The sequence below is a fragment of the Bifidobacterium tibiigranuli genome (assembly GCF_022655035.1).
GTDB lineage: Bacteria > Actinomycetota > Actinomycetes > Actinomycetales > Bifidobacteriaceae > Bifidobacterium > Bifidobacterium tibiigranuli_A.
In genome coordinates this window covers 98602-120765 of the sequence record NZ_JALCUA010000004.1, presented here as the reverse complement: position 1 = coordinate 120765, position 22164 = coordinate 98602, and the positions used below count along the sequence as shown (strand labels likewise).

The following is a 22164-nucleotide window of genomic DNA, read 5'->3' as shown; positions in this document are numbered from 1 at the left end:
TGCCGCTGTGCCGCGCCCGGACCATGATGCCCGAGTGATAAGCCCGGCCGCATTCAGCTCAGATTCGGCAGACTGCGCGGGTCGACGCCGTCCGGCACGATCACGGTGCCGCTGCGGTGCGAGAAGGAGCTGCGCACATGCAAGGGCATGCCGAAGCGCTGCGCGTACTCGACGCAACGCAATGCCAGCACCTTCGATCCGCAGGAGGTCATTTCCAGAATCGATTCGTAATCGATTGACGGAATGCGCCGCGCGGTAGGCACGATGCGCGGATCCGCAGTGAAGACGCCATCGACGTCAGTGTATATCTCGCATACGTCCGCACCCAGCGCCACCGCAAGCGCCACCGCCGACGTGTCAGAACCGCCGCGGCCCAGTGTCGTCGCATCGCCTATCTCGCTCACACCCTGGAAACCTGCGGCAATCGCCACGCAGCCCTCCTCCATAGCCTTGCGCAAGCGCGCAGGGCGCACGGCCTTGATATGCGCGGTGCCGAACTTCGCATCGGTCATGAAGCCTGCCTGGGAGCCGGTGAAGGAACGTGCCTTCGAGCCTTCGGCGTGAATGGCCATCGCCAGCAGGCTCATCGAAATGCGCTCGCCCGCCGTCATGAGCATGTCCATCTCGCGCGCCGGAGGGTTCGAGTCGATGCTCATCGCCTGGTCGATGAGGTCGTCGGTGGTGTCCCCCATCGCCGAGACCACAACCGCCACATCATTGCCCGCCCGCTTCGTTTCGACGATGCGCTTGGCGACACGCTTGATCGAATCGGTGTCGGCGACCGATGAGCCGCCGTATTTCTGCACGATAAGAGCCACGACTGTCCAATCCTTGTTTCGTCGATTCGCTGCGTTTATTCTACGCAAACGGGGCGATTATACCCGCAGGCGAAGCGGTCGCGCATCGCAGCGGCCGCTATGCGGGCTGTTTTGCGCCATTGTTGATGTTTTTTGCGTTGACGTTGTAGCAGTGTTGCGGTGCGCCGCATTATGCATATGTGCGCTATGTGCCCTGTAGTTCTGCGGCTCTGTGGTTCTATGACTTTGCGACTTTGCGGCTCTATGACTCTGTGGCTCTATGCCTTTGCAGCTCCATAGTCTTTGCAGCTACGCCTCACGACGGCCGGCGAGCGCACGTCCGAGCGTGATCTCGTCGGCGTATTCCAGGTCGCTGCCGACGGGCAAGCCGCTGGCAAGCCTGGTCACCAGAATGCCCAGTGGGGACAGCAGCCGGCTGAGGTAGGTAGTGGTGGCCTCGCCTTCGATGTTGGGGTCAAGGGCGAGGATGATCTCCTTGACCTCGTCGGTTTTGAGCCGGTCGAGCAACTTGGGGATGTTCAAGTCGTTCGGACCGACGTTGGCCATAGGGTTGATGGCCCCGCCCAGCACATGGTAGGTGCCGCGATACTCCCGCGTGCGCTCGATGCTCATGACGTCCTTGGGCTCCTCGACCACGCAGATGAGGCTGTGGTCGCGCCGCGGATCGGCACATATCGGGCACGGGCTCGTCTCGCACACGTTGCCGCAGATGTCGCAGAACCGCACTTTCTCTTTGACTTCGCTGATTGCCTCGGCGAGGTCGCGGCTTTCCTCCTCGCTCGCCGACAGCAGGTAGAAGGCGATGCGCTGCGCGCCCTTGGGCCCGATGCCGGGAAGATGCGCGAATGCGTCGATCAGGCGCTGTATCGCGCCGTCGTAAGCCAATGCCATGGGTTTTCGTCAGCCTTCCTGGTGCTTGCTGGACTTGCTGGGCGGTTGGATGTTCTTCGGATTGTGCGGGTCGTCGGCGGCGAAATCCTCGACGCGCTTCACCTCGAACAGCTGCGCGAGCTCATCCATGCTCATCGCGCTCGCAGCGCCGAGCGATTCGTCGTTCAGCGAGTATTCGTCATCCTCCGGCGCGACCTGCGCGTGCTCCGGCGCTCCGGCCGACCTTGGTTGCGTCGAGCGTTCTTGCTGCGGCTGCTGCGACTGCTGCATCGCCTGTTGCCGTGCTGATTGTGGCTGACGTATTGATTGTGGCTGCTGCACTGACTGCACGGCATCCCGCCCAATCCTTGACCCCTGTTCGCCGTTCGCCGCGTTGCTGTTGCTGCTTCCGCCCGCGACGCCATGCGCTTCGGTTTGCCAAGGGTCGGATTGATCCTGCATGGCTGGATTCGCCGATGGGTTTTCGTCCGAAATTGCAGACGAGGTCCCGCCTGCATGCACAGCCGGCTCGTACGCATTGTCATGGGCATTGTCGGCTGCGCTGCTAGTCACGTTGCTGGTTACCTTGGCGAGCGTATGAACAGCTGCGCTGTCGGTTGTGTCGCTGGCCGCAGCGTCTAACGGCGGAAGGGACGACACGGCCCATGGGTCGATGCCATCGCTTGTATCGGGAACCGAAACCTGCTTGTGATGCCGGGTTCCTTTCGATTCCCCGGTATCCGCAGCATCTGCACTTGCCGCAGCAACGGAGGCCGCAGCGGATGCCGTCGCGCTCGGCTCTTGCGCCGGCTGCGCCCACGGGTCAGCGTTGTCGTCATCGCGGCCTGCATCGTGGGCCATTCCGTTTTTATGGCCCTCGCCGCTCAGGCTGCCAGCCGAATCACCGCGATTGCCGAGTTTCCCCAAGCTTATTGATCGTTCCGAATCATCGGGGGTCGGTGCGGCATCGGGGCTCGCTGGGCTGAAGGAATTTCTCGAGTTGCTCAGTTCGCCGCGATTATTAAGGCCATCCGATGCGCCAAGCTTTTCCTGGCCGTTGACCCCTAGGTAAGACGGCGCTTCCTGATTGCCAGAATCTGCGCTATTGCCCGTTTCGCCTAGGAGCGCCCCGCTGACCCGATGAACCGGGTCGTCGGCGTCTTGCTGTCCATCCGCGGCACCGGTCCGAGGCTCCTTGGACTGCGCCGGTGCATGCGCACCGATGTGGACGGCGAGACCAGCGGCAGCAAGACCGGCCTTGGCCAGCGCAATCTGCTGCTTCACCTGGGCGAGCTGCTCGCCGCTCATGCGCGAAGTCGGCTCGACCTTGTCACCATTGGCAGCGACTGGTGCCGGCGCAATCATCGTGTTCGCACCGAACACCTCGCGCACGGCCGCAAGCACGACCTTCGACGCCTTATGCCCGCGATGCGCCTCATCGGAGGAAACAGCCAAGGCGAAGGCATGCTGGCTGAGCGGGCAGTCGAAGGTCATCGATACCCGCTGTTTGCCAACGGCATTCGAGGCCAGCGCAACACGCACGACCTTGTCACGGGTGACATATTCGCGGACATCGGACGGTAGTGCGGCAACGGCAGCATCCCAACGCTCATCGACGCTGCGGCTGTCCTCCTGCGCTGGTGCCGCTGAACCGTCAATCACTGAGTCAACCGCTGAGTCAGCAGCGGCAGCTCCCTGCGCCGCATGCTGCACCGACGCATTCGGTGCAACGGGAGACGATCCGGAAGACGATGCCATTGGCGCTGCAACAGGCTCGACAGCCGGTGTTGCCGCATATGATGCGTGTTGAGCCGAGTCGCCATCCATAGCGCCGGCTCCACGTCCATTCGATGCGGCTCGGACTCCCGCCGACGCATGCTGCGCTGCGTTATCCGACACCATGCCATTCGGTGTCGCAGCAGGCGTCGCGTCGTTCGATACCTCTGCAGACGATGCCCCTACAGATTGCGCCCTTGCAGCAGACCGCGCCATCCCTGCGTTCGTGCCCACGTTCGCCGCTGCATCATTATGTGTCTGCCCAACCGACGCAGGAGCAGACGACGTCGCGGCACCACCGGATGGCTGCTGCGCCGTCCGCCGATTCGCCCCTGCGAAACCGCCACGACTCGCCGGAGTCGCCGCACGGCCCGAAGGCTGGCGCTGGACGATACCCGCCATATCCGCAGCGGAACTCTGCTGCGCAGGCATGACTGTCGCCGTTTCGGGGTCGCGACCTGCTAGCAGACGCGCCGCCAGCAGTTCCAAGCGCATGCGCGGCGACACGGCACCGGTCATGGCGCTGAGCGCAGAGTTGATGGTTTCAGCCATGCCACTGAGCGTGCCAAGACCAAGCGCCTCAGCCTGACGATGCAGATGATCCATGTCCTCGGCCGCGGAATCATCACCAAGAACGCTTTCCGCACGTTCTCCGCCCAAGGTCAACACCAGCAGATCACGCACGCGTGACAGCAGATCCTCGACGAAGCGACGAGGGTCGAAGCCGCCGACCACGACCTTCTGCACTACGCCATACAGCTTTTCGCCATCGCGCTCGATAACGGCGTCAATCGCCTCGCCGATCAGTGCGTCAGGCGTGAAGCCCAGCAGCGCGACAGCCGAATCCTGCGCGATGACGCCGCCCACCGAACCGACCATCAGCTGGTCGAGCACAGAGAGCGTATCACGCACCGAACCGCCGCCAGCCCGCATAGCAAGCTTGAGCACGCCGGGCTCGGCCTTGATCTGCTCCTTTTCGCAGATCTGCTGCAAATATGGTCCCATGATCTCCGTGGGGACGAGGCGGAAGGGATAGTGGTGGGTGCGCGAGCGAATCGTACCGATCACTTTCTCCGGCTCGGTGGTCGCGAAGATGAACATCACATGCTCCGGAGGTTCCTCCACGATTTTGAGCAGGGCGTTGAACCCCTGCTGCGTCACCATATGGGCTTCGTCGAGGATGAAGATCTTGTAGCGATCCCGCGCGGGGGCGAATGCGGCGCGCTCACGCAGCTCGCGCGCATCGTCAACGCCGTTGTGGCTGGCCGCGTCGATCTCCACCACGTCGATTGATCCCGGGCCGCCGGTCGCCAGATCCCGGCAGCTTTCGCACTCGCCGCACGGATGCGAAGTCGGACCTTTTTCGCAGTTGATGCAGCGTGCGAGGATGCGGGCCGAACTCGTCTTGCCGCATCCACGCGGCCCCGAGAACAGGTAGGCATGGGTCAGCTTGCCCTCGTCAAGCGCGCGCGACAACGGGACCGTGACCTGTGCCTGACCAATCACCCCGTCAAAGGTGTCCGGCCTGTACCTGCGGTATAACGCCAACGCCATATCTGCTCCCTTACGCACGCTTATGCCCATATCTCATCCGACTTACAGATTACAATCCGCCGCCGGGTCTGCTCGTCCTTCGCGTCTAGCTGATGCCATATCGTCGCATTGCCAGCATCATCTGTTTTACCGCCACGGTCTTCGCATCCGCAGCATCTGCTCGCGCCTCCTAACCTACCTGCACCCGACTATCTTGGTGCCATAACGGCTGCAATATGCCACGATCTGCCACGGCAGTTCGCGCTTCGGCACGTATCACGTGTCAGTACGTATTACGTGTCGCTATGCGTCATATGTCACATCACGCGCCACGTACTATGCGGCGTCACACATCATGCACATATGCCCTGCGTCACCATGCACCATGCTCCATGCACCTTATGCCGACACGCATCGTGCGCTGCGCACCATGCACCACGTGCTACGCTACGCACTATGCGCCTTATACAGCACGCGCAGCGTTCATGGCACGAAAGGCAACAGTCAGCTTCGACTGAGCACCGCAGGCGGCACCAGCAGTCGCATCGAACGAGCACTGACCCCGACCGACACCGGCATCCTTCCGACGCATTCGCCGTCAGCCATCAGCACCGGCGGTGTCTCGCCAGCAGGCGACTCGCCGATGTCAACGCTGCGCACCCGCTGCCAATCGAACAGTCCGGTGCCGAGCAGCCCTCCGGTATAGGCTTTCGATATCGCATGCACGATCTGCGTGAAAGTCGGAACCTGGTTCAGCCAGATCAGGTCGAGCAGGCCGTCATCAAGCAGCGAGTTCGGTGACAGTTCGATGCCGCCGCCAACATGACGCGAGTTGGCGATAGTCAGCAGCGGGCTGGCGATATCGCGCTCGTCCACGCTCCCGTCTTCCAAAACCACCCGCACGTGGTAGCCATAGTTCCGTATATGCCTGACCTCGTTGAGCACTGCAGCGAAATAGCGCAGCTTCCCGTAGGGCAGCGACGATTGGTTCGCACGGTCATTGATGCTCGCATCAAGCCCGCAGGACAGCATCCCGGCAAACAGTCGGTCGGTCGTTGCAGCAGACGACGAAATCACACCCACATCCACGTCCCGATGCGTGCCATTGACAATTGCGCCAGCAATCCCATGAACCGCAGCCTGCGCCCGATTCACGGGCAGCCCCAGACCACGTGCGAAGTCATTGCCGGACCCCATAGCGACGATTCCCAACGGTGTCGGGTTCCCAGCAAGCGCATTCACACCGAGGGCGACCATGCCGTCACCGCCGACCACGACGAGGCCATCAAAGCCACCATCGATGCCGCTGAGCCGGTCTTGTATTCTCGTCATCGAGTCCTCGTAGTCGGAGCCAGTCAGATCCACGACATCGAAACCATACTGTTCTCCTTCCTGTTTCAGGAGTCCAAGCACCAGTTCGTTGGCTCTGGCGCCGTTCCCATTGTTCGCGGCGGGATTGCCCACCATCGCCACAACCGCTCTCGCAATACTCACAGGGGCAACGATAACGAAAATCCCCTGCACGCACCAACGTTTCACGAGGCTTTGCGGCGTATTTCACAGTCCAGTCTCACAACCCTCCTTTGCGTTCAGTCCACGTCTGGCCCATGCGTAGCCAGTTAAAGCACATGCGCGACTGACCAATGACAACGTGACAGCTGCTGCACAACATCGCCTACGAGCATTCAATCGGCCCGGCACGCGCCGAACTCGTCACCCGGGGAACCAACGGCACTGCAGTGCGAACCGAGACGCCGACTGCCACGATGTCCCCATCGACCTTGCATGATTCCAGGTTTCCCTTGTGCGAGCGAGCAACCGTTTGCGCGGTTCCGCAGGGGTCTGCGCTACTCTCCCACAGCACCGTGGCGGCGGAGACTGCGGCAAGATCCGCAGCGGCCACGGCCCGCGCCCGCCAGATGAACACGTTGCCTACCATCGCCAGAATGGACAGCAGCACAGCCGCAGCCATAACCAAAGCCACCCCTGCCATCGTTCCTACGCCCGGGTCGCTGCCGTGCGGACAGCGACGAACATAGTCCTTTGCCCGACTCACGACGTTCGCGGCCACATCGTTCACAGCAGCGCCATTCGCTGTCGCACTGTTCGCGGTGATGCCCTTCACTGTGATGTTATTCGCTGTGATGCCATCATTCCCTGCGGCGCTCATTGGACTATTCCTGTCGAAGTCGCACGAATGCGAGTCGGCAAGACGCCGAATGGGTCGGGCAGAACCGGACACTGCACACTTACCGCATAGGTTCCTCCGTCGCGCGCCACCGACACCGAAGCGCCAGCTCCCATTGACTGCACAAGCGCTGACGCATCGGTCTCGCCATCGGTGACGACGAGCTCTCTGGCGATCGAAGCCGCTGTATCCTGGCAATCCATCGACACGGTCACAGCCCGAGCAAGCGACATGAGCACAACCGCCATGACGATGACCGCAGGAAGCACCACCGCGAACTCTGCGGTGACGGCTCCTTGATCACATGGCCCTGCGATACGCCTGCCGATACGCGGCCAGGCACGGACCCCATGCCTGCGCAGCGATGCCCGGCTCATCGCATTCATCACACGCTCAGCGACTTTTTCACGATATTGCTCAGCAATGTCCTGGTGACATCCGATTTGAGCAATGCCACCAGCAGCGCAGCGAACCCGGTTGCGGCCACCAGCACGACTGCATATTCAGCAGTGGCTGCTCCTTCATCCGCCTCGCTGCCCATAGTCCGCACTTTGGCATCAAGCAGGCACGCCTCCCGCTTCATCGTGTCCATCAATCCGCTCGCTTGGCCTCTGGCATATTGGAAGATGCCCGCCTGACCATCAGCATTGACAGGGATTTGCGTATCCATGATCGTTCCTTTCTCGTGTGTCTTTCAAGAATCCGGCTGGTTGCGCCGGTAACTCCAGTGTGCCTATCCACTCGGGGAAAGTCTCGCGGTTCCGGGTCATGTGGTCGAACGCTCGGACTTATCCACATCGTCGGCGTGTCGCGGAAGAGTTATCCACATCGCGGCTATCCACATCGCCTGTTTGCGCCTTCGTCTATTTGCATCGCATTCCTCCGCATTGGGCCGCAGATAACGGGCAGCCAGACGGCAACAAGCGACCGCAGAAAGCGTCGCAACGCGTCCTGATGCACCACAAGGAACCACAAAGCGTCACGAAGCAAAGGACGCTATCGCCGGAATCACGCCGATGAACAGGAAAGCGGGAAGAAAGCACAGCCCGGTTGGCACCAGCAGCCGTATCGAAAGCCGTGAAGCGCCCTGCTCGATGCGCGAGCGCTCGTCCTCATCCACCTGCGTGATGGTCGCCTCAAGCCGCTCCGTGGGAGAAGCCCCGTGAACCCACGAATCTTCGAGCGCATCGTGTACCAGCATCATCGTCGCGCCATACGCCCCGTCGGACAGCGCTCGGCTCCACGCATCCTGCCAAGGATATCCCTCGTTGAGCAAACGGGCGGTGCCAGCGAGCAGTGCGCCGAAATCATGCCCGGCGCTTTCGCCCACCGCTTCGAGCGCTCGCGGCAATGACGCGCCACGATGCATCGCCACGGCAATCATCGACAGCAGCAAGGTATCGGACGGCAATGGTCTGGCCGCTTCACTATGCCGCCGGGGACCCGGCAGGGCACGGCTGATTCGATAGTTTCCTAGTGCGACGCACAATGTGGTGCTTACCGCAGCGCAAAGTGCGGACAGCATCGCCGAGATTGCCGAAATCATGGGCGCTTCTCCTTGGAGTCGCGCACAGGATGGGCGTCCGAAGGCTGGACGAAGGAACGTAGCATAGCGCGCACCCACAGCATTCCGGCCATATACGACAGCATGCCGATCAGCAGGCACGCTATGCCTCCCGCCGAACCAAACAGGAATCCGATGGGATCAGCCCCAAGCACTTCGCCCAATATCAGGGTGACGAAAGGGAGTGCGGAAAGCAGCTTGATCGTAGCCTGAGGCATCGCAAAGGCGTTGTCGCGCAAGCCCTGCACCATCCGCGCATGACGGTGCGATTGCGCGACCGCCTGTATGGAGCGCGCAGCCTCGCATCCCAGCCGTTCGCTGAGATGATATGCCAGCTGCAGCTCGGCTGCGGTGCTGTCCACCTGCGAATCTGATTCTGTTGCGAAGGCCCGCGCACGCAGCATCCGCCGCAGCCCCTCGTAATCCAAACCAGTGGAAACCACTCCAGCCATGCCATTCATCCACTTTTCAGACGATACTGCCCCAGCCGACGCCGCCCCAGCTAATGTTGCCTCACCCGGGGCCGCTGACAACTGCAGCGACTGACGCAGCGAGCTTCCCGACCGCACGCGCGCATGCATCGAAGCGAGCGCCGCAGCAAGGCCAATACGCAATGTATCCTCCTGCCGGGTGCTGGGATGGCTCCAACGGTAATCCAAATCGCTCAGCCGCTCCCGTGCACTGTGGTTCCCATGCGCAAACAGCCATGCCGCCACCATGATGCATCCTGCGCCAGCCCATGCGGTCCATATCATATGCGCTCCTTTCGGGCGTCCGAACCTTGCCTGCCCATCGCCCTATAGGCGAGTCCGTTATGCTGCGGCATTCTTGGCCCATTGCGCTGAGAACGCCTCCCATTCAGGCGTATACGACGGAACCTCGCGGCCATTCCAGCGTGCTATTGTCCGGCCTGCAAGCGCTCCCTGTGCGACGTGGAGATCACCGATCTGCGCGATATGCCGTCCCTGTTTCGAGCGTTCGAGGTGCAGCACTGCATCGAAGGCGTCCTGCGCAAGCATCGACAGCGCAGCGGGCTCAAGGCCCGCGAGCAGCCCCAGGGAAACCAGCCGTGACGGCACTCGGCCAACGCCATCCGCATGCAGCGTCACCATGCCGCCCCGATGCCCGGAATTCAGGGCGCGTAGCAGGTCCGCAATCTCGGCTCCTCGGCATTCCCCGAGAATGATACGATCCGGCCGCATGCGCAGCGTGGCCTTGACCAGCTCCGTCAGCCCTACCGCCCCAGCGCCTTCGACATTCGCCTCCCTCGACATCAGCGATACATGATCGCCGCGCCCCAGCGTTCCCAGTTCTCGCACCTCCTCCACGCTGACGATGCGATCCCCGGAATCGCATCCGCCGAGCAGAGCCTTCAGCAGCGTGGTTTTTCCCGCTCCCGTGCCGCCAGTGATGAGCATGTTGGCACGGCCGCGCACCAATCCGCGCAGCGTGCTCATCCAGGAGGCTGGGAACAAGCCGCGTTCGTGCAACTGTCGCAGATCGAATCGTTCTTGCCTTGGGAAACGGATGGAGATGGCCGCCCCCTGGGGCACTACCGGAGCGATCACCGCATGAATGCGCACTCCTTCGACGCTGGAAGCATCCGCTATCGGGCAGGCATCATCAAGACGCCGACCGAGTTGCGCGCACAATTGCACCGCATACTCCCGTATCACTTCCGGCGAGCGAAACGGTATACGAGGGTGTTCCCGCACCATGCCCTTGCCATAATCGGCCCACACTCGCCCATCGCAGGTCACCGCCACATCGGTCAGTGCGGCATCATGCACCAGATATTCCAGCGGGCCAAACGCCAGACTCGTCATTGTTACCTCTCCTCCTTCATCCAGGCTTCGACCTGATCGGCCACTTGGCACACGCATGATGCACTGCCTGCGCCGATTCTGCGGATGCCAAGGCCTTCCAGCAGATCGCGCTGCAGCTTGCGATCGAAGCGAAGCGGGCCAATGACTTCACATGAGAGATAATCCGACGCCTCCTGCACGTTCAGGCACCCAGCATTGCCTCGCACGCCGCGCGGCCGAATCCCGACTACGGCAAGCGCGCTGCCCGACTCGCTCGTTCCGCCTGATTTGCCTGCGCTGACGCCATCGCCCGCTGCAACGCCACCACGCGCTGCAAGCCGAGCCATATGGGCCTTGGCTCGGGCCACGCCTAGCACGGAAAGCTCTATCGCGACGATTTGCCTCGAACCAGACAGCCCAGGAACCGTATCGAGCGCACCACCATCGGCAGCGTCCACCACGACCACATCATTCGCCTCGGCAAGAGCGCGAATGGCCGCCTGAATCTCCCACCAATCGGGAGCATCGCCGTCCCACGGGTCGAAGGCAAGCACGCCTATGCCCTCCCATTGCGGCAGCCGACGGCTCAAAGCCTCGCCTTCGATGCGGCCAAGCGGGGCATCAAGACCGCCGAACCGCAGACCCTCCTCGTTTTCGAGACCCAGCAGAACGTCAAGCCCGCCAGCGCGAAAATCCGCATCGACCAACGCCCCGCTCAGTTCGCGCGAGTGCAGCTCCCATGCCAGCATCGCCGCCAGTACGCTCAGCCCGATGCCGCCACTGGGCGAAGTCAGCACGACGACATTGCCGCCGAAATCTGCTGCGTCAGCGCCCGTGCCCGCGTCCATGTTGACACCGCCATGTGAGCCGTGTGAGCCAGACGCACTGGGGAAGCCCTGCGGCGAAGCGCGTGCATTCGGCGGCGCGCTGCCGTGGCGAGGCGACGTCCCCCGTCCGCGCCCAGCAATTGCGTGACGCTCCGCTGAGGGAGTGTAAAAACGTTGTGGCGGCGATGCCGCGCTGCGAGTCCTATCCATACCTCGATTGAAATACGTCGGCACATTCGCTCGCAACCCAAACAGACCACTGTGGTCGAACGCTTCGAGTTATCCACATTCCGGGCGTTTCGTGAGTATCCGCAAGGACCCCGAACATGGGCTACTGGCAGGAATACGACACTGACTGCGTGTCAGCGAACGTTTTGTGCCAATAGCGAGTTATAGCCCATATAACTGGCGAGAATAGGCCACTAACAGGCAGTCAGCGGCGTATTTGTGCCAGTTAGCCGATAACCCCCGATAACCGCGCATCCCCACCGCCGCGCATGAAAGCCCTGAAACATGAAAAGAGGAGACCCACCGAAGTGGGTCTCCTCCCCAAGTCAAACCTTAAGCAGAATCGCAACACAACATCATCGTTGTAACGGTAAGTCTTTCCATTGCCCGTCCAACGTAACAGCCATCGTGGCCATACACTTTTTGTGGGCTTCTGCTCTTTAGTTTTCCTTGTAGTTGCTATTATGCCCTATTCACCTCCGAACGCAAGCCAGCACATGACTTTGTGCGCTTATTTTCCAAAGTGTTCATTCTCGCCGGAGAATGCACTTTACTTGCGCTGAACTGTGCCGAAAAATCCTTGTGATGTTTGCTTTTGTGCGCTTGCGTCATGCTGCGGCGTGTCGGCGTGCAATTCCCCGTGCCACTCCACCGCATCGCCCGATCAGGGCCGAATCGGCTACCGCACCGTACCCAAAAATCCAACGCGACCACACCCCCTGAACACCTCCCAGACACCAAGACCGACACGCCTAATTCAATTTTTTGTAAACACCGCACGAATTCTGCCACATCCGCCTTCCAAAATTCGTGCCGCCGCCTACAGTAGGAGCATGGCACAGATTTTTGACGCACCTTCCAAGGCGATACTGCGCAGCCAGATCGCTGAGCACATCGCTGAAACGGACAAAACCGACAAGCGCGAACAGCAGACCGGCGAGGCACCGTTGCCTACGGACCGGTTCTTCGACAGAGAGCTTAGCTGGCTCAAATTCAACCAGCGCGTGCTCGAACTGGCGCAGGACGAAGACCAGCCGGCGCTTGAGCGGGCTAATTTCGCCGCTATATTCGCTTCGAATCTCGACGAGTTCTTCATGGTTCGCGTCGCAGGTCTCAAGCGCCGCATCGATTCAGGCATTGCGGTCACGGCGGCCTCAGGCCTGAGCCCGCGCCAGCAGCTGCGTGCGATCAACGAAGAGGCGCATCGGCTCCAAAACGAGCATGCGCGCACGGTGCTCGACAGCATCGTGCCGGCGCTGGAGCGCGAGCACATCGTGCTGCTGAGCTGGGACCGGCTCAAGACCTCGGAGCAGGAGCGGCTTTCGCACTATTACCGTCAGCAGGTCTTCCCCGTGCTCACGCCGCTGGCGGTCGACCCCGCCCACCCCTTCCCCTATATTTCCGGCGGCTCGCTCAACCTTGCGGTCCTCGTCGAGAATCCGTCCTCGGGCAAATCGCATTTCGCCCGCGTCAAGATCCCCGACAACCTCAGCCGCCTCGTGCAGGTCGACGACCTGACCGATGAGGAGAGCCGCGAAGAGCGCTTCGGCTTCATCACGATGGAGAATCTCATCATCGCGCACCTCGAATCACTCTTCCCCGGCATGATCATCAAGGAGGCTCGCTCCTTCCGCGTCACGCGCAACGAGGACATCGACGTCGAAGAGGATGACGCCGAGAACCTGCTCAACGCAATGGAGAAGGAACTGCTGCGCCGTCGCTTCGGGCCGCCCATCAGGCTCGAGATTTCGGACGTGACCAGTCCCTTCCTCTCCCAGCTGCTGGCCAGCCAGCTCGGCGTGGGCGATGATGAGGTCTACCGCCTGCCGTCGCCGCTTGACATGACCGTGCTCTTCGAGCTGCAGCGCCTGGACCGGCCGGATCTCAAATACCGCACTTTCATACCGATTACCAACCGGCAGATCGCCGAGGTCGAGTCAAGCCGGGCGCAGGACATCTTCGCGGCCATCCGCAGCCACGACATCCTGCTGCACCACCCCTACGACTCCTTCTCGACCTCAGTGCAGGCCTTCCTCGCGCAGGCAGCGGCCGACCCCAAGGTGCTGGCTATCAAGCAGACGCTGTACCGCACGTCAAGCAACTCGCCGATCATCGACGCGCTGGTCGATGCCGCCCATGCCGGCAAGCAGGTGCTGGCCTTGGTGGAAATCAAGGCGCGCTTCGACGAGGATGCCAACATCGCGTGGGCGCGCAAGCTCGAACGCGCCGGCGTGCACGTGGTCTACGGCATCGTTGGCCTCAAGACCCACTGCAAGCTTTCGCTCGTGGTGCGCCAGGAGAACGATGGCCTCAAGCGCTACTGCCATGTGGGAACCGGCAACTACAACCCCAAGACCGCCAGAATCTACACGGATCTGGGCCTGCTGACCTGCGATCCGGTGGTGGGGCAGGATCTCACGCGCCTGTTCAACCAGCTTTCGGGCTACGCGCCGAAGTCGAGCTTCCATCGGCTGCTCGTCGCGCCGCGCACCGTGCGCACTGGGCTGATTCAGCGCATCCGCCGCGAGGAAGACGCCGCGCGCGCCGGCAAGGAAGCGTGGATCAGGATCAAGGTCAACTCGGTGGTGGATGAGAAGACCATCGACGCGCTATACCGCGCGAGCCAGGCAGGCGTGAAAATCGACATCGTCGAACGCGGCATGTGCGCGCTTAAGCCCGGCGTGCCAGGCCTGAGCGAAAATATCCGCGTCCGCTCAATTCTCGGGCGCTTCCTCGAACACAGCCGCATCTACGCCTTCGCAAACGCCGAAGGCCCGCAGATCGGCGAAGGCCCGGTCGCCGGTCCCGAAGTGTGGATAGGCTCCGCCGACCTGATGCACCGCAACCTCGACCGCCGCGTCGAGGCGCTGATTCGCATCAGCGAGCCCGATCAGGTAGAGGAGCTGATTCATTACGTCGACTTGCAGATGGCCGATTCCACGGTTTCGTGGCATATGCAGCCGGACGGTGCCTATATCAGGCATTCGCGCGACGAGGAGAACAGGCCCTTAGTCGATTGCCAGGAATACCTGATTCGCACGCACCAGCATCATCACCACAGGGCGAACTGAGCCGGTCAGTCCGTCAGATGCTATAGGCCACACTGGTCTGCATAGCTGACACGGCTTGAGCGCCGGTACGGGGCGGGCGATTCAATATCGCTGCACCCCGTACCGGCGCTCTTGCGTCGTATTATGGCATGAAGACGCTGTGCTATGGAAATGCTATGCCGAGGAAACGCTGTGCCAAAAATACTATGCCATGAAAACATTGTGTCGTGGAAATACTGTGCCACAGGAATATACCTTGGCACTACACTGGGTGCGAATGCGAACACAGCTACGGAAGGGGCAGATAATGAGCAGCATGATGGTCGAGGCGGCAGGCGGCATTGTGTATCGGCGGCGGTCCGATGACGATATCACGCAGGATACGGACGACGAGGGCCCTGCCCCCGATCCGGCGCATCCTTCAGCGGTTGACGGCCTTGAACTGTGCGTAGTGCACCGCCCCAAATACGACGATTGGAGCTGGCCCAAGGGCAAGTTGGAACTCAACGAATCGCATCGTCACGCGGCAGTGCGCGAAATCGGCGAGGAAACAGGGGTGCATGTGGCGCTCGGTCCTCGGCTGGGCGAAATCGAGTATCCGCTGGGTTCGGAGGGCAAGAAGGGCAAACGACCGAAAGCCAAGGGCGGCGTCACCAAGCATGTCGTGTTCTGGATGGCGCGGCCCATCGATGAGCATGAGGCCGCAATGCGCGCGCCGGCACTCGGACCGGTGACTCCGGCAGACGTCGATGAGATCGACAACGTCGTCTGGGTGAGCGTGCGCCGTGCCCGCCGGCTGCTGTCACATGCCCAGGACCGCGACATCCTCGATCTGTTCGTTGACTACGTGGAAGAGGGCGCCGAGCACAGCCAGACCCTGCTTATCGTGCGCCACGGCAAGGCGGAGGCACGCAAGCAGTGGAAGGGCAGTGACGCTAACCGACCGATCACCCCGAAAGGGGCGGCTACTGCGTATGCGCTCAACCGCGAGCTCGCCTGCTATGCCCCCTCTCGGCTGGTCACCTCGCCGTGGGTGCGCTGCCTGGAGACCATCGAAGTGTTCTCATGGCAGACCGGCCTGTCGATGGTGCCGGCTGACGAGCTGACGGAGGATGCTTTCGCCGAGAATCCGGAAGGTTCATGGGAGCGCTTCGAAGAGGAGATCACGCACTCCATGAACGCCCATTCCACAACCGCCGTGTGCATGCATCGTCCCGTTATCGGCGGAATCTTCGAGCATCTGCGTAGCATATGCGTATCGAAATCATTGTCCAAGCAGCTGATCGCCTCGTCGCCGTACATGCCGACCGGCAACGCTGTAGCGCTGTTCATCGTGCAGAGCGATGAAGGGCCGCGCATCATCGACATCCAAAGGCTGGCACCACTTGTCTACTAGCGCTTCACGGTACGGCTCCGGCTCGGTTCGCTCGAGCCGCGAGGGATTCATCGCATCGGGCACTGGGTCGTCTCGCCCCGCGCGACCTGCGCAGGTCGACCCGGCCATTGTCGAAGGCCTTTCCGGAGGCGCGGACCCGCAGGAGATCGACGAGATGAGTCATGTCTCGGCAGCCGCGCTGCTCGACCGCGTGCATCACAGCGAAGACCCTGAAATCGTGCGGCGCGTGCTCACCATCGTCGACACCGAAGGCGTGGACATCATCGCCGAGCTGTGGAGCCGTTCGCAGCCCGACTCCCTGCCGGGCATGCTCTGGCGGCTCTACATGCTGCGCACCTGGATGAATCGCAATCAGGAGTCGGTTTCGCAGCTGTGGCGCATGGGCGAGCCCGTGGCCACGTCGGCCTCAGCCGTGGCCGGCATCGATCAGGCACCCAGCGCCGATGATATCGCTCGCACAGCCGACTCGATTCTTTCGGGCGCGTTCACCGGCGACTTTGCCGTGGCACTCGAACGCGCGGCCGCCTTCACCGATGTGACCGCAGCAGGCTTGCGCGTTGAGGCGAAGCGCGTGGCGCACCACGGCGCTGCAACGCCAGGCTCGGCCACGACCGAATCAGGCCCGGACGCGGGTTCCATCTCGCATTCGGGCGACGCTCGATCCAACGCCGCCAGCCGCAAGGCCGCTCGCGATCCACAGACAGCCGCCGCGCGCCTCATGCATATGGCGGGCAATCTCACGGCCACATCGAGCGACTTCCTTCATGGAGCCAAGCTGTGGCGACAGGGCAAATTGGAGTAGCCTAAGCCGGGCGATGGCGCATCTCGTGCGCGACACGCCCGGAATGCCATACACAAGTCGGTCGATAGCAAATCAGAAGCTTGAAATTCCGCCACTCGACTTTGCTATCCCCCAACTTGTGTATATCGATTCCTTTACAGCAACGGTGCCATGTAGGGCACCGTTCTTCGGACCCTCGGCGGGGCCTCACCTCGCCTACAGACAGCGCACTGCGCTGTCTGCTTAACGGCTCAGCATGTCGGATACGGCGAGCGGTTATACTGGGAATTCGCGCTGAACCGTGCTTAAGCCCCGGGCTCCATTTGTTGCCGCCGAGAGCGGCGTTTGCGCCGACAGGCGCTTTCGCGGTTCAGCGTTCTACTCTTTTTTCAGGCACCGAGCAACGCAGCACCCCACGCGTGGCCTCTTATGTTCAGCGGCCACGCTGCATAACCTATAACCCGCCCGTACAGTTTCCGACAACGACCGCCGAAATCGCCTGCGACACGGCCCTGAAATCTTTGACGCTGCCGCATAGCGCAAAGGGCTACTCTAGAGGTATGCAACTTCACGTTTTGAATCATCCCCTCGTCGATCACAAGATGACCGTGCTGCGGGACAAGAACACCCCCTCCAACATCTTCCGCGAGCTCGTCTCCGAACTCGTCACCCTCGAAGCCTACGAGGCCACGCGCAATCTGGACGTTGTCGACCGCGAAATCGAGACGCCGATCGCGCCGATGGTCGGCAAGCATCTCGCCTCCCCGCGCCCGATGGTGGTGCCGGTGCTGCGCGCCGGATTGGGCATGCTCGACGGCATGACCAGGCTCCTGCCGACCGCCGAAGTGGGCTTCCTCGGCATGAAGCGCGACGAAAGCACGCTTGACATCATCACCTACGCAAACCGGCTGCCCGAGGACCTCACCGGCCGCCAGTGCTTCCTGCTCGACCCGATGCTCGCCACCGGCGGCACGCTCGTCGCCGCCACGCATTATCTGGCCGAGCGCGGCGCGAAGGACATCACCGCCATCAATATCATCGCCGCGCCCGAAGGCCTCAAGAAGCTTGAAGAGGCCATCGACCCGAGCATCGACTTCAAAGTCGTCGTCTGCGCGGTCGACGAGAAGCTCAACGAGCAGGCCTACATCGTGCCCGGTCTGGGCGATGCCGGCGACCGGCTCTACGGGCTGATCGACTAGCACGCTTTCGGTGTAAGAGCCAGAACGAATTACAGCTCTGTCTTGTTTATGACAGTTATCACCGATAACTGTCATAAACAAGACAGAGCTGCCTTTAGCGGCTGCTGATTCCAGCTAAAAGCTCAGCATTAGTCGATTCTGAATCCCTGATCTGCAATCGACTGGAATATATGGCCCTGCTCCACGAGCTTGGACTGCGCCAGCGCGGCGACATAGCTTGTGAAGCCCTGCAGAGGATTGTCAGGATTGCGGCGCTCGTAGTAGTCGTGCACGTCCTCGTCGTACTGCGAAAGCGCCTTGACCATGCTCGGCGTCTGCGCGTCATCGGGGTATACGTCGTCAAAGTACTGGTACTCCTTCGGCGGCCGAGGCTTGAGCTCGGGAACCTTCGCCGGATAGCCAAGTCCTAATCCCAGTACGGGGAATACGTTCTTGGGCAGGTGCAGCAGCTCGACAATGCGCGGGATGTCGTTATGCACCGACCCAAGAATCACCGCTCCCAGACCGTATGATTCCGCAGCCGTTTCGGTGGCATGCACCGCCAGCACAGCGTCGGCATAGCCCTGAAGGAAGATGTTGGACGACCGCAGACTCGCGCCGTCGGGGTCCACGCCCAGCTCCTGCGCGATGCGCAGATTGCGATGCTGATCGACAAGAAACACGTACAGCAACGGGGCGCGGGCGATGCGCGCATGGCCGCAGATGCGTGCGATCTCCGCTCGTGTCTCCGGATCCTTGACGCGCACAACCGACCATGCGCTCAGCGATTCGCTGGTCGCCGTCTGTCTGGCCGCCTGCTCGATGGCATCGACGACATCAGGCTCGATCGGCTTATCGACGAACTTGCGAATGGTTCTGCGCTGCTGCAGAATCTCGACGGTTTCGGGAGTCTCGCGCCCCTCGCCTGCTGAAGAGATATCAGACATGCTGCTCCTTGTTTGTTTTCGTAACTGATATTTTCGTAACTGATATGGTCATATATTCCGTCTGTGATGCCGCAACGGTAAGCCCAGCGTCGCTGAATCCAGCAACACACACCCCGCCAAATCGCCTCACTGCCTCGGTACGAAGGCCTCGAAGATGTGCCTGTCGAACCATTCGCCGCTGCGTTCCAGCTCCTCCTGGCTGCGCACCGTCCACGAGACGGCCGCCGCGCCCAGCGCACGCGCGGTCTGGACGTGAAGTCCCTCGCCGCCGTTCCAGTCGTAGGCGATGAAATCGGGCCGCGAAATCCAGTCCCCAAGCAGCTTGCCTGCCGCCCATTGCTGCGGCTGCGCGCTGTCGAACTGGGCTTCCACGGCCAATTGGCCACGGCATATCTCGGGGTGGTTCTTCTTGTACCAGCCCATCGCCTGCGGCATGAAGGATTCGACCACATACGGCCCCTCGTAGTCCCGCAGCAGCGCGTCGCCCTGCTCCATCAGCTCGGTGCAGCTCGCGTCCCAAGTCATCGTGTCGAACTTGTATTCCACGATCAGCGGCACTCGGCCATCGACCAGTCTGAGCACGTCGGCGAACAACGGAACGTGCTGATAGTAGCCTTGCGGAGCCATTGTTTCCGCGACTTCCACGTCTTCCGCGCTTTCCACGCTGTCAGCAGCATCGGAATCGCCGGCAACGGAATCACCATCCTCATCCAAACCCGTATAAGCCTTCGAGTCCCCTGGCTTCGCAGGCGCAGGGAACAGCGCGATGCGCGAAAGCTCCTCATAGCTCAGATTCTCGACGCGGCGCGGGTCTCCGGCGACGCGCAGCAGATCGGCATCATGCACGACCACAACCTGCCCATCCGCTGTGAGCTGAATATCCAGCTCGATGCCATACCCCGCCTCGCAGGCCGCAGCGAACGCCGCCATCGAATTCTCCGGGGCAATGGGGCCGAGGAAATCAGCCGTGCCGTACCCCGCCTGCAGGGCCGTGCGCCGCGCCAAGGCGACGTATTCGCCGCTGCTCGCCGCATAATCCTCGGTCAGCCCTGAACCGGCATCGTGCAGGCCCCGGTGAGCGTAAAGCACATCGGGCACCTCCCGAACTCCGCGGCCCTTGCGCTCATGTGCCAAGCGCGGAGCCAAAGCCCAGAGCGCTCCCCCGGCGGCGAGTGCACCGCCTACCATCACGCGTGAAAGAAATCCTTTGGATGCCATGAGCGTCCCTTTCATTGGTTGAATCCGTTGGTCGAATCCGTTAGTCAAATCGATTGGTGTTGAGTCTGTTATTTGAGTCTGCTTGGCGTTGGATTCGTTGGCGTTGAATCAATTATCGCCGCCAAACAACCTGCAGCCGTTACGTCAACCTGATGCTGCAAAAACAATGCCTCCTACCGTTTCTTCTTGCGCCGGCCCTTGAAGTAGATGTCGAAGACGATCCACACGGACAGGACGAAGGCGACCACGTAGCCCATGAATCCGACCACGGGGATGCCGAAGACGATTGGCTTCATGCCGGCGAAGTAGACAATCGAGGAGCCGACGAACAGACCGACCACGATCAGGGCCATCGTCAGGCGGTTGACCATGTCGGAAAGCATGGCGAAGGGCTCCTGCGAACCGACGAGCTGCATGTTGACGCGCAGCTGGCCGCGCGTGAGCATATGCATGGCGACCTTGCTCTCCGCCAGCGCGCCGAGCACGCCGTGCAGGGCCTGGTGGCCTTCCAGCCCCAAGGTTTTGAGTTCGTCCTTGCCTACGACGGACACCGTTTTGCTTGAGGCGATATGGTTCGAGATGATCTGAATCATATTCACATCCGGGATGAACTCGTCAAGCATGCCTTCGAGCGTGACCAGCGCACGGCCCACCGTGGTGATTGAACTGGGCAGCTCGATGTCGTGGCGCTGGGCCATCTGGGTGAGCGCGCCAAGAAAATCCGCGATGTTGAGATCGGCAAGATCCACCGTGCCGAATTCCTTGACGATCACATCGAGATCGGACAGCAGCGCCGCGTAATCCTCCGGGTCGGCCTGAGTCCCGGCGAAGCGCAGCAGACCGTCAGCCAATGCCGGCGAATCCTGGGATCCGACGGCGAAGATCATATCGCGCAGCACCGCGCGGGTCTTCTGGTTGAGCCTGCCGACCATCCCGAGGTCGATAAGCACGATGCTTCCTTGCGAGACGAGGATGTTGCCCGGGTGCGGATCCGCATGGAAGAAGCCCTCATCGAGCATCTGCGCGGCGAAATTGTCGACGAGCTTGGTGCCGATCTCCTTGAGGTCGTAGCCCGCCTCGGCCAGCTGATCCGGATGGGACAGCGCGATGCCCTCCACATAGTCCATGACGACCACATGCTCGCTGCACAGATCCATATACGGTTTCGGGCAGTCCATATAGCGATATGGAGCGCAGAACCGGTTGAACTCACTGAGATTCCTGGCCTCAAGCAGGAAATCGGTCTCCGATTCGAAGGTGTCCCACAGCTCTTCGACGACCCCGCGCAAGTCGACAACCTGCGCGCTGGGCACCACTCTGGTCGCCAGCCGGGCGATCGAACGCATGATGGACACGTCCTGCGCCATCGTCTCGCGCACGCCGGGACGCTGCACCTTCACGGCTATGTCCTCGCCGCTGACCAGCGTGGCGCGATGGACCTGCGCCAGCGAGGCCGAGCCGAGCGGCGTGGTGTCGATATGATCGAATATCTCCTCAACCGGTCGGCCGTATTCGCGTGTCAGCGTCTCCAGGACGGTGAGATACGGCATCGGGTCGGCGTTGGCGCGCAGCTTCGCCAGCTCGTCGCAGAAGGGCTGCGGCAGAATCTCGGAGCGCATCGAGAGCATCTGCCCGACTTTGACGAAGGTGGGGCCGAGCGCCTCCAGCATGAGCCGCAGCCTGACCGGGGTCAAGCCATGCATCACATCAAATTGGCGTGCGATGGCGGCGATCTGCCCGAGCCGCTTCACCTTGCCGCGGCGGGTGAGATGGTAGCGCTGAGCGAAGGAATCCTTACGCCGCCCGAACAGGCCGATGGTGTCGTCCTCGTCATCGATGGACGACACCATCGGGCCATGCGAAGGCGCAGGCGCAGTCTGCCGTGCATCCTCATCATTGTCTACGGCATGCTCGACGGCGGACCCCTTGCCTTGCTGACTCACTGATTCACCCACCCTTCGCGGCGCACCGGCTCAAGCGGTACA

The 22164-nt window shown here is 61.7% G+C and carries 18 protein-coding genes; 4 read left to right on the top strand and 14 right to left on the bottom strand.

Annotated elements, in window-relative coordinates; all coding sequences use genetic code 11:
- Positions 1 to 53: 53 nt before the first annotated feature.
- The 11 genes from LKK40_RS06160 to LKK40_RS06110 form a co-directional block, all read right to left on the bottom strand.
- Complete coding sequence (locus LKK40_RS06160) at positions 54 to 818, bottom strand: aspartate kinase (protein WP_152581811.1); 765 nt, start codon at positions 816 to 818, stop codon at positions 54 to 56.
- Between the two features lie 288 nt (positions 819 to 1106).
- Entirely contained in the window at positions 1107 to 1709 is a 603-nt protein-coding gene (gene recR / locus LKK40_RS06155) for a recombination mediator RecR (protein ID WP_152581810.1), read from the bottom strand.
- 9 nt (positions 1710 to 1718) lie between these two features.
- A complete protein-coding gene (locus tag LKK40_RS06150) occupies positions 1719 to 5018 on the bottom strand; it encodes a DNA polymerase III subunit gamma and tau (protein WP_304309893.1) in 3300 nt (1099 codons plus the stop codon).
- 483 nt (positions 5019 to 5501) lie between these two features.
- Complete coding sequence (locus LKK40_RS06145) at positions 5502 to 6491, bottom strand: diacylglycerol/lipid kinase family protein (protein WP_304309892.1); 990 nt, start codon at positions 6489 to 6491, stop codon at positions 5502 to 5504.
- Positions 6492 to 6672: 181 nt separating this feature from the next.
- Entirely contained in the window at positions 6673 to 7167 is a 495-nt protein-coding gene (locus LKK40_RS06140; protein WP_304309891.1) for an Rv3654c family TadE-like protein, read from the bottom strand.
- The gene (locus tag LKK40_RS06135; RefSeq protein ID WP_368491456.1) at positions 7164 to 7571 is read right to left on the bottom strand and encodes a TadE/TadG family type IV pilus assembly protein; all 408 of its coding nucleotides are present in this window, start codon (positions 7569 to 7571) and stop codon (positions 7164 to 7166) included. Before LKK40_RS06135 ends, LKK40_RS06140 begins: the two co-directional genes overlap by 4 nt.
- Positions 7571 to 7855: a DUF4244 domain-containing protein gene (locus tag LKK40_RS06130; protein WP_304309889.1), complete on the bottom strand. Its 285-nt coding sequence runs from the start codon at positions 7853 to 7855 to the stop codon at positions 7571 to 7573. Before LKK40_RS06130 ends, LKK40_RS06135 begins: the two co-directional genes overlap by 1 nt.
- 309 nt (positions 7856 to 8164) lie before the next feature.
- Positions 8165 to 8731, bottom strand: a complete 567-nt coding sequence (locus LKK40_RS06125) for a type II secretion system F family protein (protein ID WP_304309888.1) — start codon at positions 8729 to 8731, stop codon at positions 8165 to 8167.
- Positions 8728 to 9504, bottom strand: coding sequence for a type II secretion system F family protein (locus LKK40_RS06120; RefSeq protein ID WP_304309887.1), 777 nt, complete (start codon positions 9502 to 9504; stop codon positions 8728 to 8730). Before LKK40_RS06120 ends, LKK40_RS06125 begins: the two co-directional genes overlap by 4 nt.
- Positions 9505 to 9561: 57 nt before the next feature.
- Positions 9562 to 10575 carry a CpaF family protein gene (locus tag LKK40_RS06115; RefSeq protein WP_304309886.1) on the bottom strand — a complete coding sequence of 338 codons (1014 nt, stop codon included), beginning with the start codon at positions 10573 to 10575 and terminating at the stop codon, positions 9562 to 9564.
- 2 nt (positions 10576 to 10577) lie between these two features.
- Complete coding sequence (locus LKK40_RS06110; RefSeq protein WP_304309885.1) at positions 10578 to 11402, bottom strand: cobalamin biosynthesis protein CobQ; 825 nt, start codon at positions 11400 to 11402, stop codon at positions 10578 to 10580.
- A 1040-nt stretch (positions 11403 to 12442) separates the two neighbouring features.
- Here LKK40_RS06110 and LKK40_RS06105 point away from each other — a divergent pair.
- The 4 genes from LKK40_RS06105 (at position 12443) to upp (ending at position 18035) form a co-directional block, all read left to right on the top strand.
- Complete coding sequence (locus LKK40_RS06105) at positions 12443 to 14680, top strand: RNA degradosome polyphosphate kinase (protein WP_152581803.1); 2238 nt, start codon at positions 12443 to 12445, stop codon at positions 14678 to 14680.
- 286 nt (positions 14681 to 14966) lie between these two features.
- A complete protein-coding gene (locus LKK40_RS06100) occupies positions 14967 to 16055 on the top strand; it encodes an NUDIX hydrolase (protein ID WP_304309884.1) in 1089 nt (362 codons plus the stop codon).
- Positions 16045 to 16857 (top strand): hypothetical protein, encoded by an 813-nt coding sequence (locus LKK40_RS06095; RefSeq protein ID WP_304309883.1) that lies wholly within the window; start codon positions 16045 to 16047, stop codon positions 16855 to 16857. The genes LKK40_RS06100 and LKK40_RS06095 overlap by 11 nt, the downstream gene beginning before the upstream one ends.
- Before the next feature lie 539 nt (positions 16858 to 17396).
- A complete protein-coding gene (gene upp / locus LKK40_RS06090) occupies positions 17397 to 18035 on the top strand; it encodes a uracil phosphoribosyltransferase (RefSeq protein ID WP_304309882.1) in 639 nt (212 codons plus the stop codon).
- A gap of 128 nt (positions 18036 to 18163) precedes the next feature.
- Here the strand turns inward: upp and LKK40_RS06085 are convergent, their stop codons facing one another.
- The 3 genes from LKK40_RS06085 to LKK40_RS06075 form a co-directional block, all read right to left on the bottom strand.
- Positions 18164 to 18961 carry a nitroreductase family protein gene (locus tag LKK40_RS06085; RefSeq protein ID WP_304309881.1) on the bottom strand — a complete coding sequence of 266 codons (798 nt, stop codon included), beginning with the start codon at positions 18959 to 18961 and terminating at the stop codon, positions 18164 to 18166.
- A 126-nt stretch (positions 18962 to 19087) separates the two neighbouring features.
- Positions 19088 to 20179, bottom strand: a complete 1092-nt coding sequence (locus LKK40_RS06080; protein ID WP_304309880.1) for a glycerophosphodiester phosphodiesterase family protein — start codon at positions 20177 to 20179, stop codon at positions 19088 to 19090.
- Positions 20180 to 20352: 173 nt separating this feature from the next.
- Positions 20353 to 22029, bottom strand: coding sequence for an ABC1 kinase family protein (locus tag LKK40_RS06075; protein WP_304309935.1), 1677 nt, complete (start codon positions 22027 to 22029; stop codon positions 20353 to 20355).
- Positions 22030 to 22164: the final 135 nt, after the last annotated feature.

Excerpts from the sequence above, each read along its gene's own strand:
- recR (WP_152581810.1), bottom strand. The coding sequence starts at position 1,709 with ATGGCATTGGCTTACGACGGCGCGATACAGCGCCTGATCGACGCATTC.
- LKK40_RS06150 (WP_304309893.1), bottom strand. The coding sequence starts at position 5,018 with ATGGCGTTGGCGTTATACCGCAGGTACAGGCCGGACACCTTTGACGGG.
- LKK40_RS06140 (WP_304309891.1), bottom strand. The coding sequence starts at position 7,167 with ATGAGCGCCGCAGGGAATGATGGCATCACAGCGAATAACATCACAGTG.
- LKK40_RS06135 (WP_368491456.1), bottom strand. The coding sequence starts at position 7,571 with ATGAATGCGATGAGCCGGGCATCGCTGCGCAGGCATGGGGTCCGTGCC.
- LKK40_RS06130 (WP_304309889.1), bottom strand. The coding sequence starts at position 7,855 with ATGGATACGCAAATCCCTGTCAATGCTGATGGTCAGGCGGGCATCTTC.
- LKK40_RS06125 (WP_304309888.1), bottom strand. The coding sequence starts at position 8,731 with ATGATTTCGGCAATCTCGGCGATGCTGTCCGCACTTTGCGCTGCGGTA.
- LKK40_RS06120 (WP_304309887.1), bottom strand. The coding sequence starts at position 9,504 with ATGATATGGACCGCATGGGCTGGCGCAGGATGCATCATGGTGGCGGCA.
- LKK40_RS06115 (WP_304309886.1), bottom strand. The coding sequence starts at position 10,575 with ATGACGAGTCTGGCGTTTGGCCCGCTGGAATATCTGGTGCATGATGCC.
- LKK40_RS06110 (WP_304309885.1), bottom strand. The coding sequence starts at position 11,402 with ATGGACGCGGGCACGGGCGCTGACGCAGCAGATTTCGGCGGCAATGTC.
- LKK40_RS06105 (WP_152581803.1), top strand. The coding sequence starts at position 12,443 with ATGGCACAGATTTTTGACGCACCTTCCAAGGCGATACTGCGCAGCCAG.
- LKK40_RS06100 (WP_304309884.1), top strand. The coding sequence starts at position 14,967 with ATGAGCAGCATGATGGTCGAGGCGGCAGGCGGCATTGTGTATCGGCGG.
- upp (WP_304309882.1), top strand. The coding sequence starts at position 17,397 with ATGCAACTTCACGTTTTGAATCATCCCCTCGTCGATCACAAGATGACC.
- LKK40_RS06085 (WP_304309881.1), bottom strand. The coding sequence starts at position 18,961 with ATGTCTGATATCTCTTCAGCAGGCGAGGGGCGCGAGACTCCCGAAACC.
- LKK40_RS06080 (WP_304309880.1), bottom strand. The coding sequence starts at position 20,179 with ATGGCATCCAAAGGATTTCTTTCACGCGTGATGGTAGGCGGTGCACTC.
- LKK40_RS06075 (WP_304309935.1), bottom strand. The coding sequence starts at position 22,029 with ATGGTGTCGTCCATCGATGACGAGGACGACACCATCGGCCTGTTCGGG.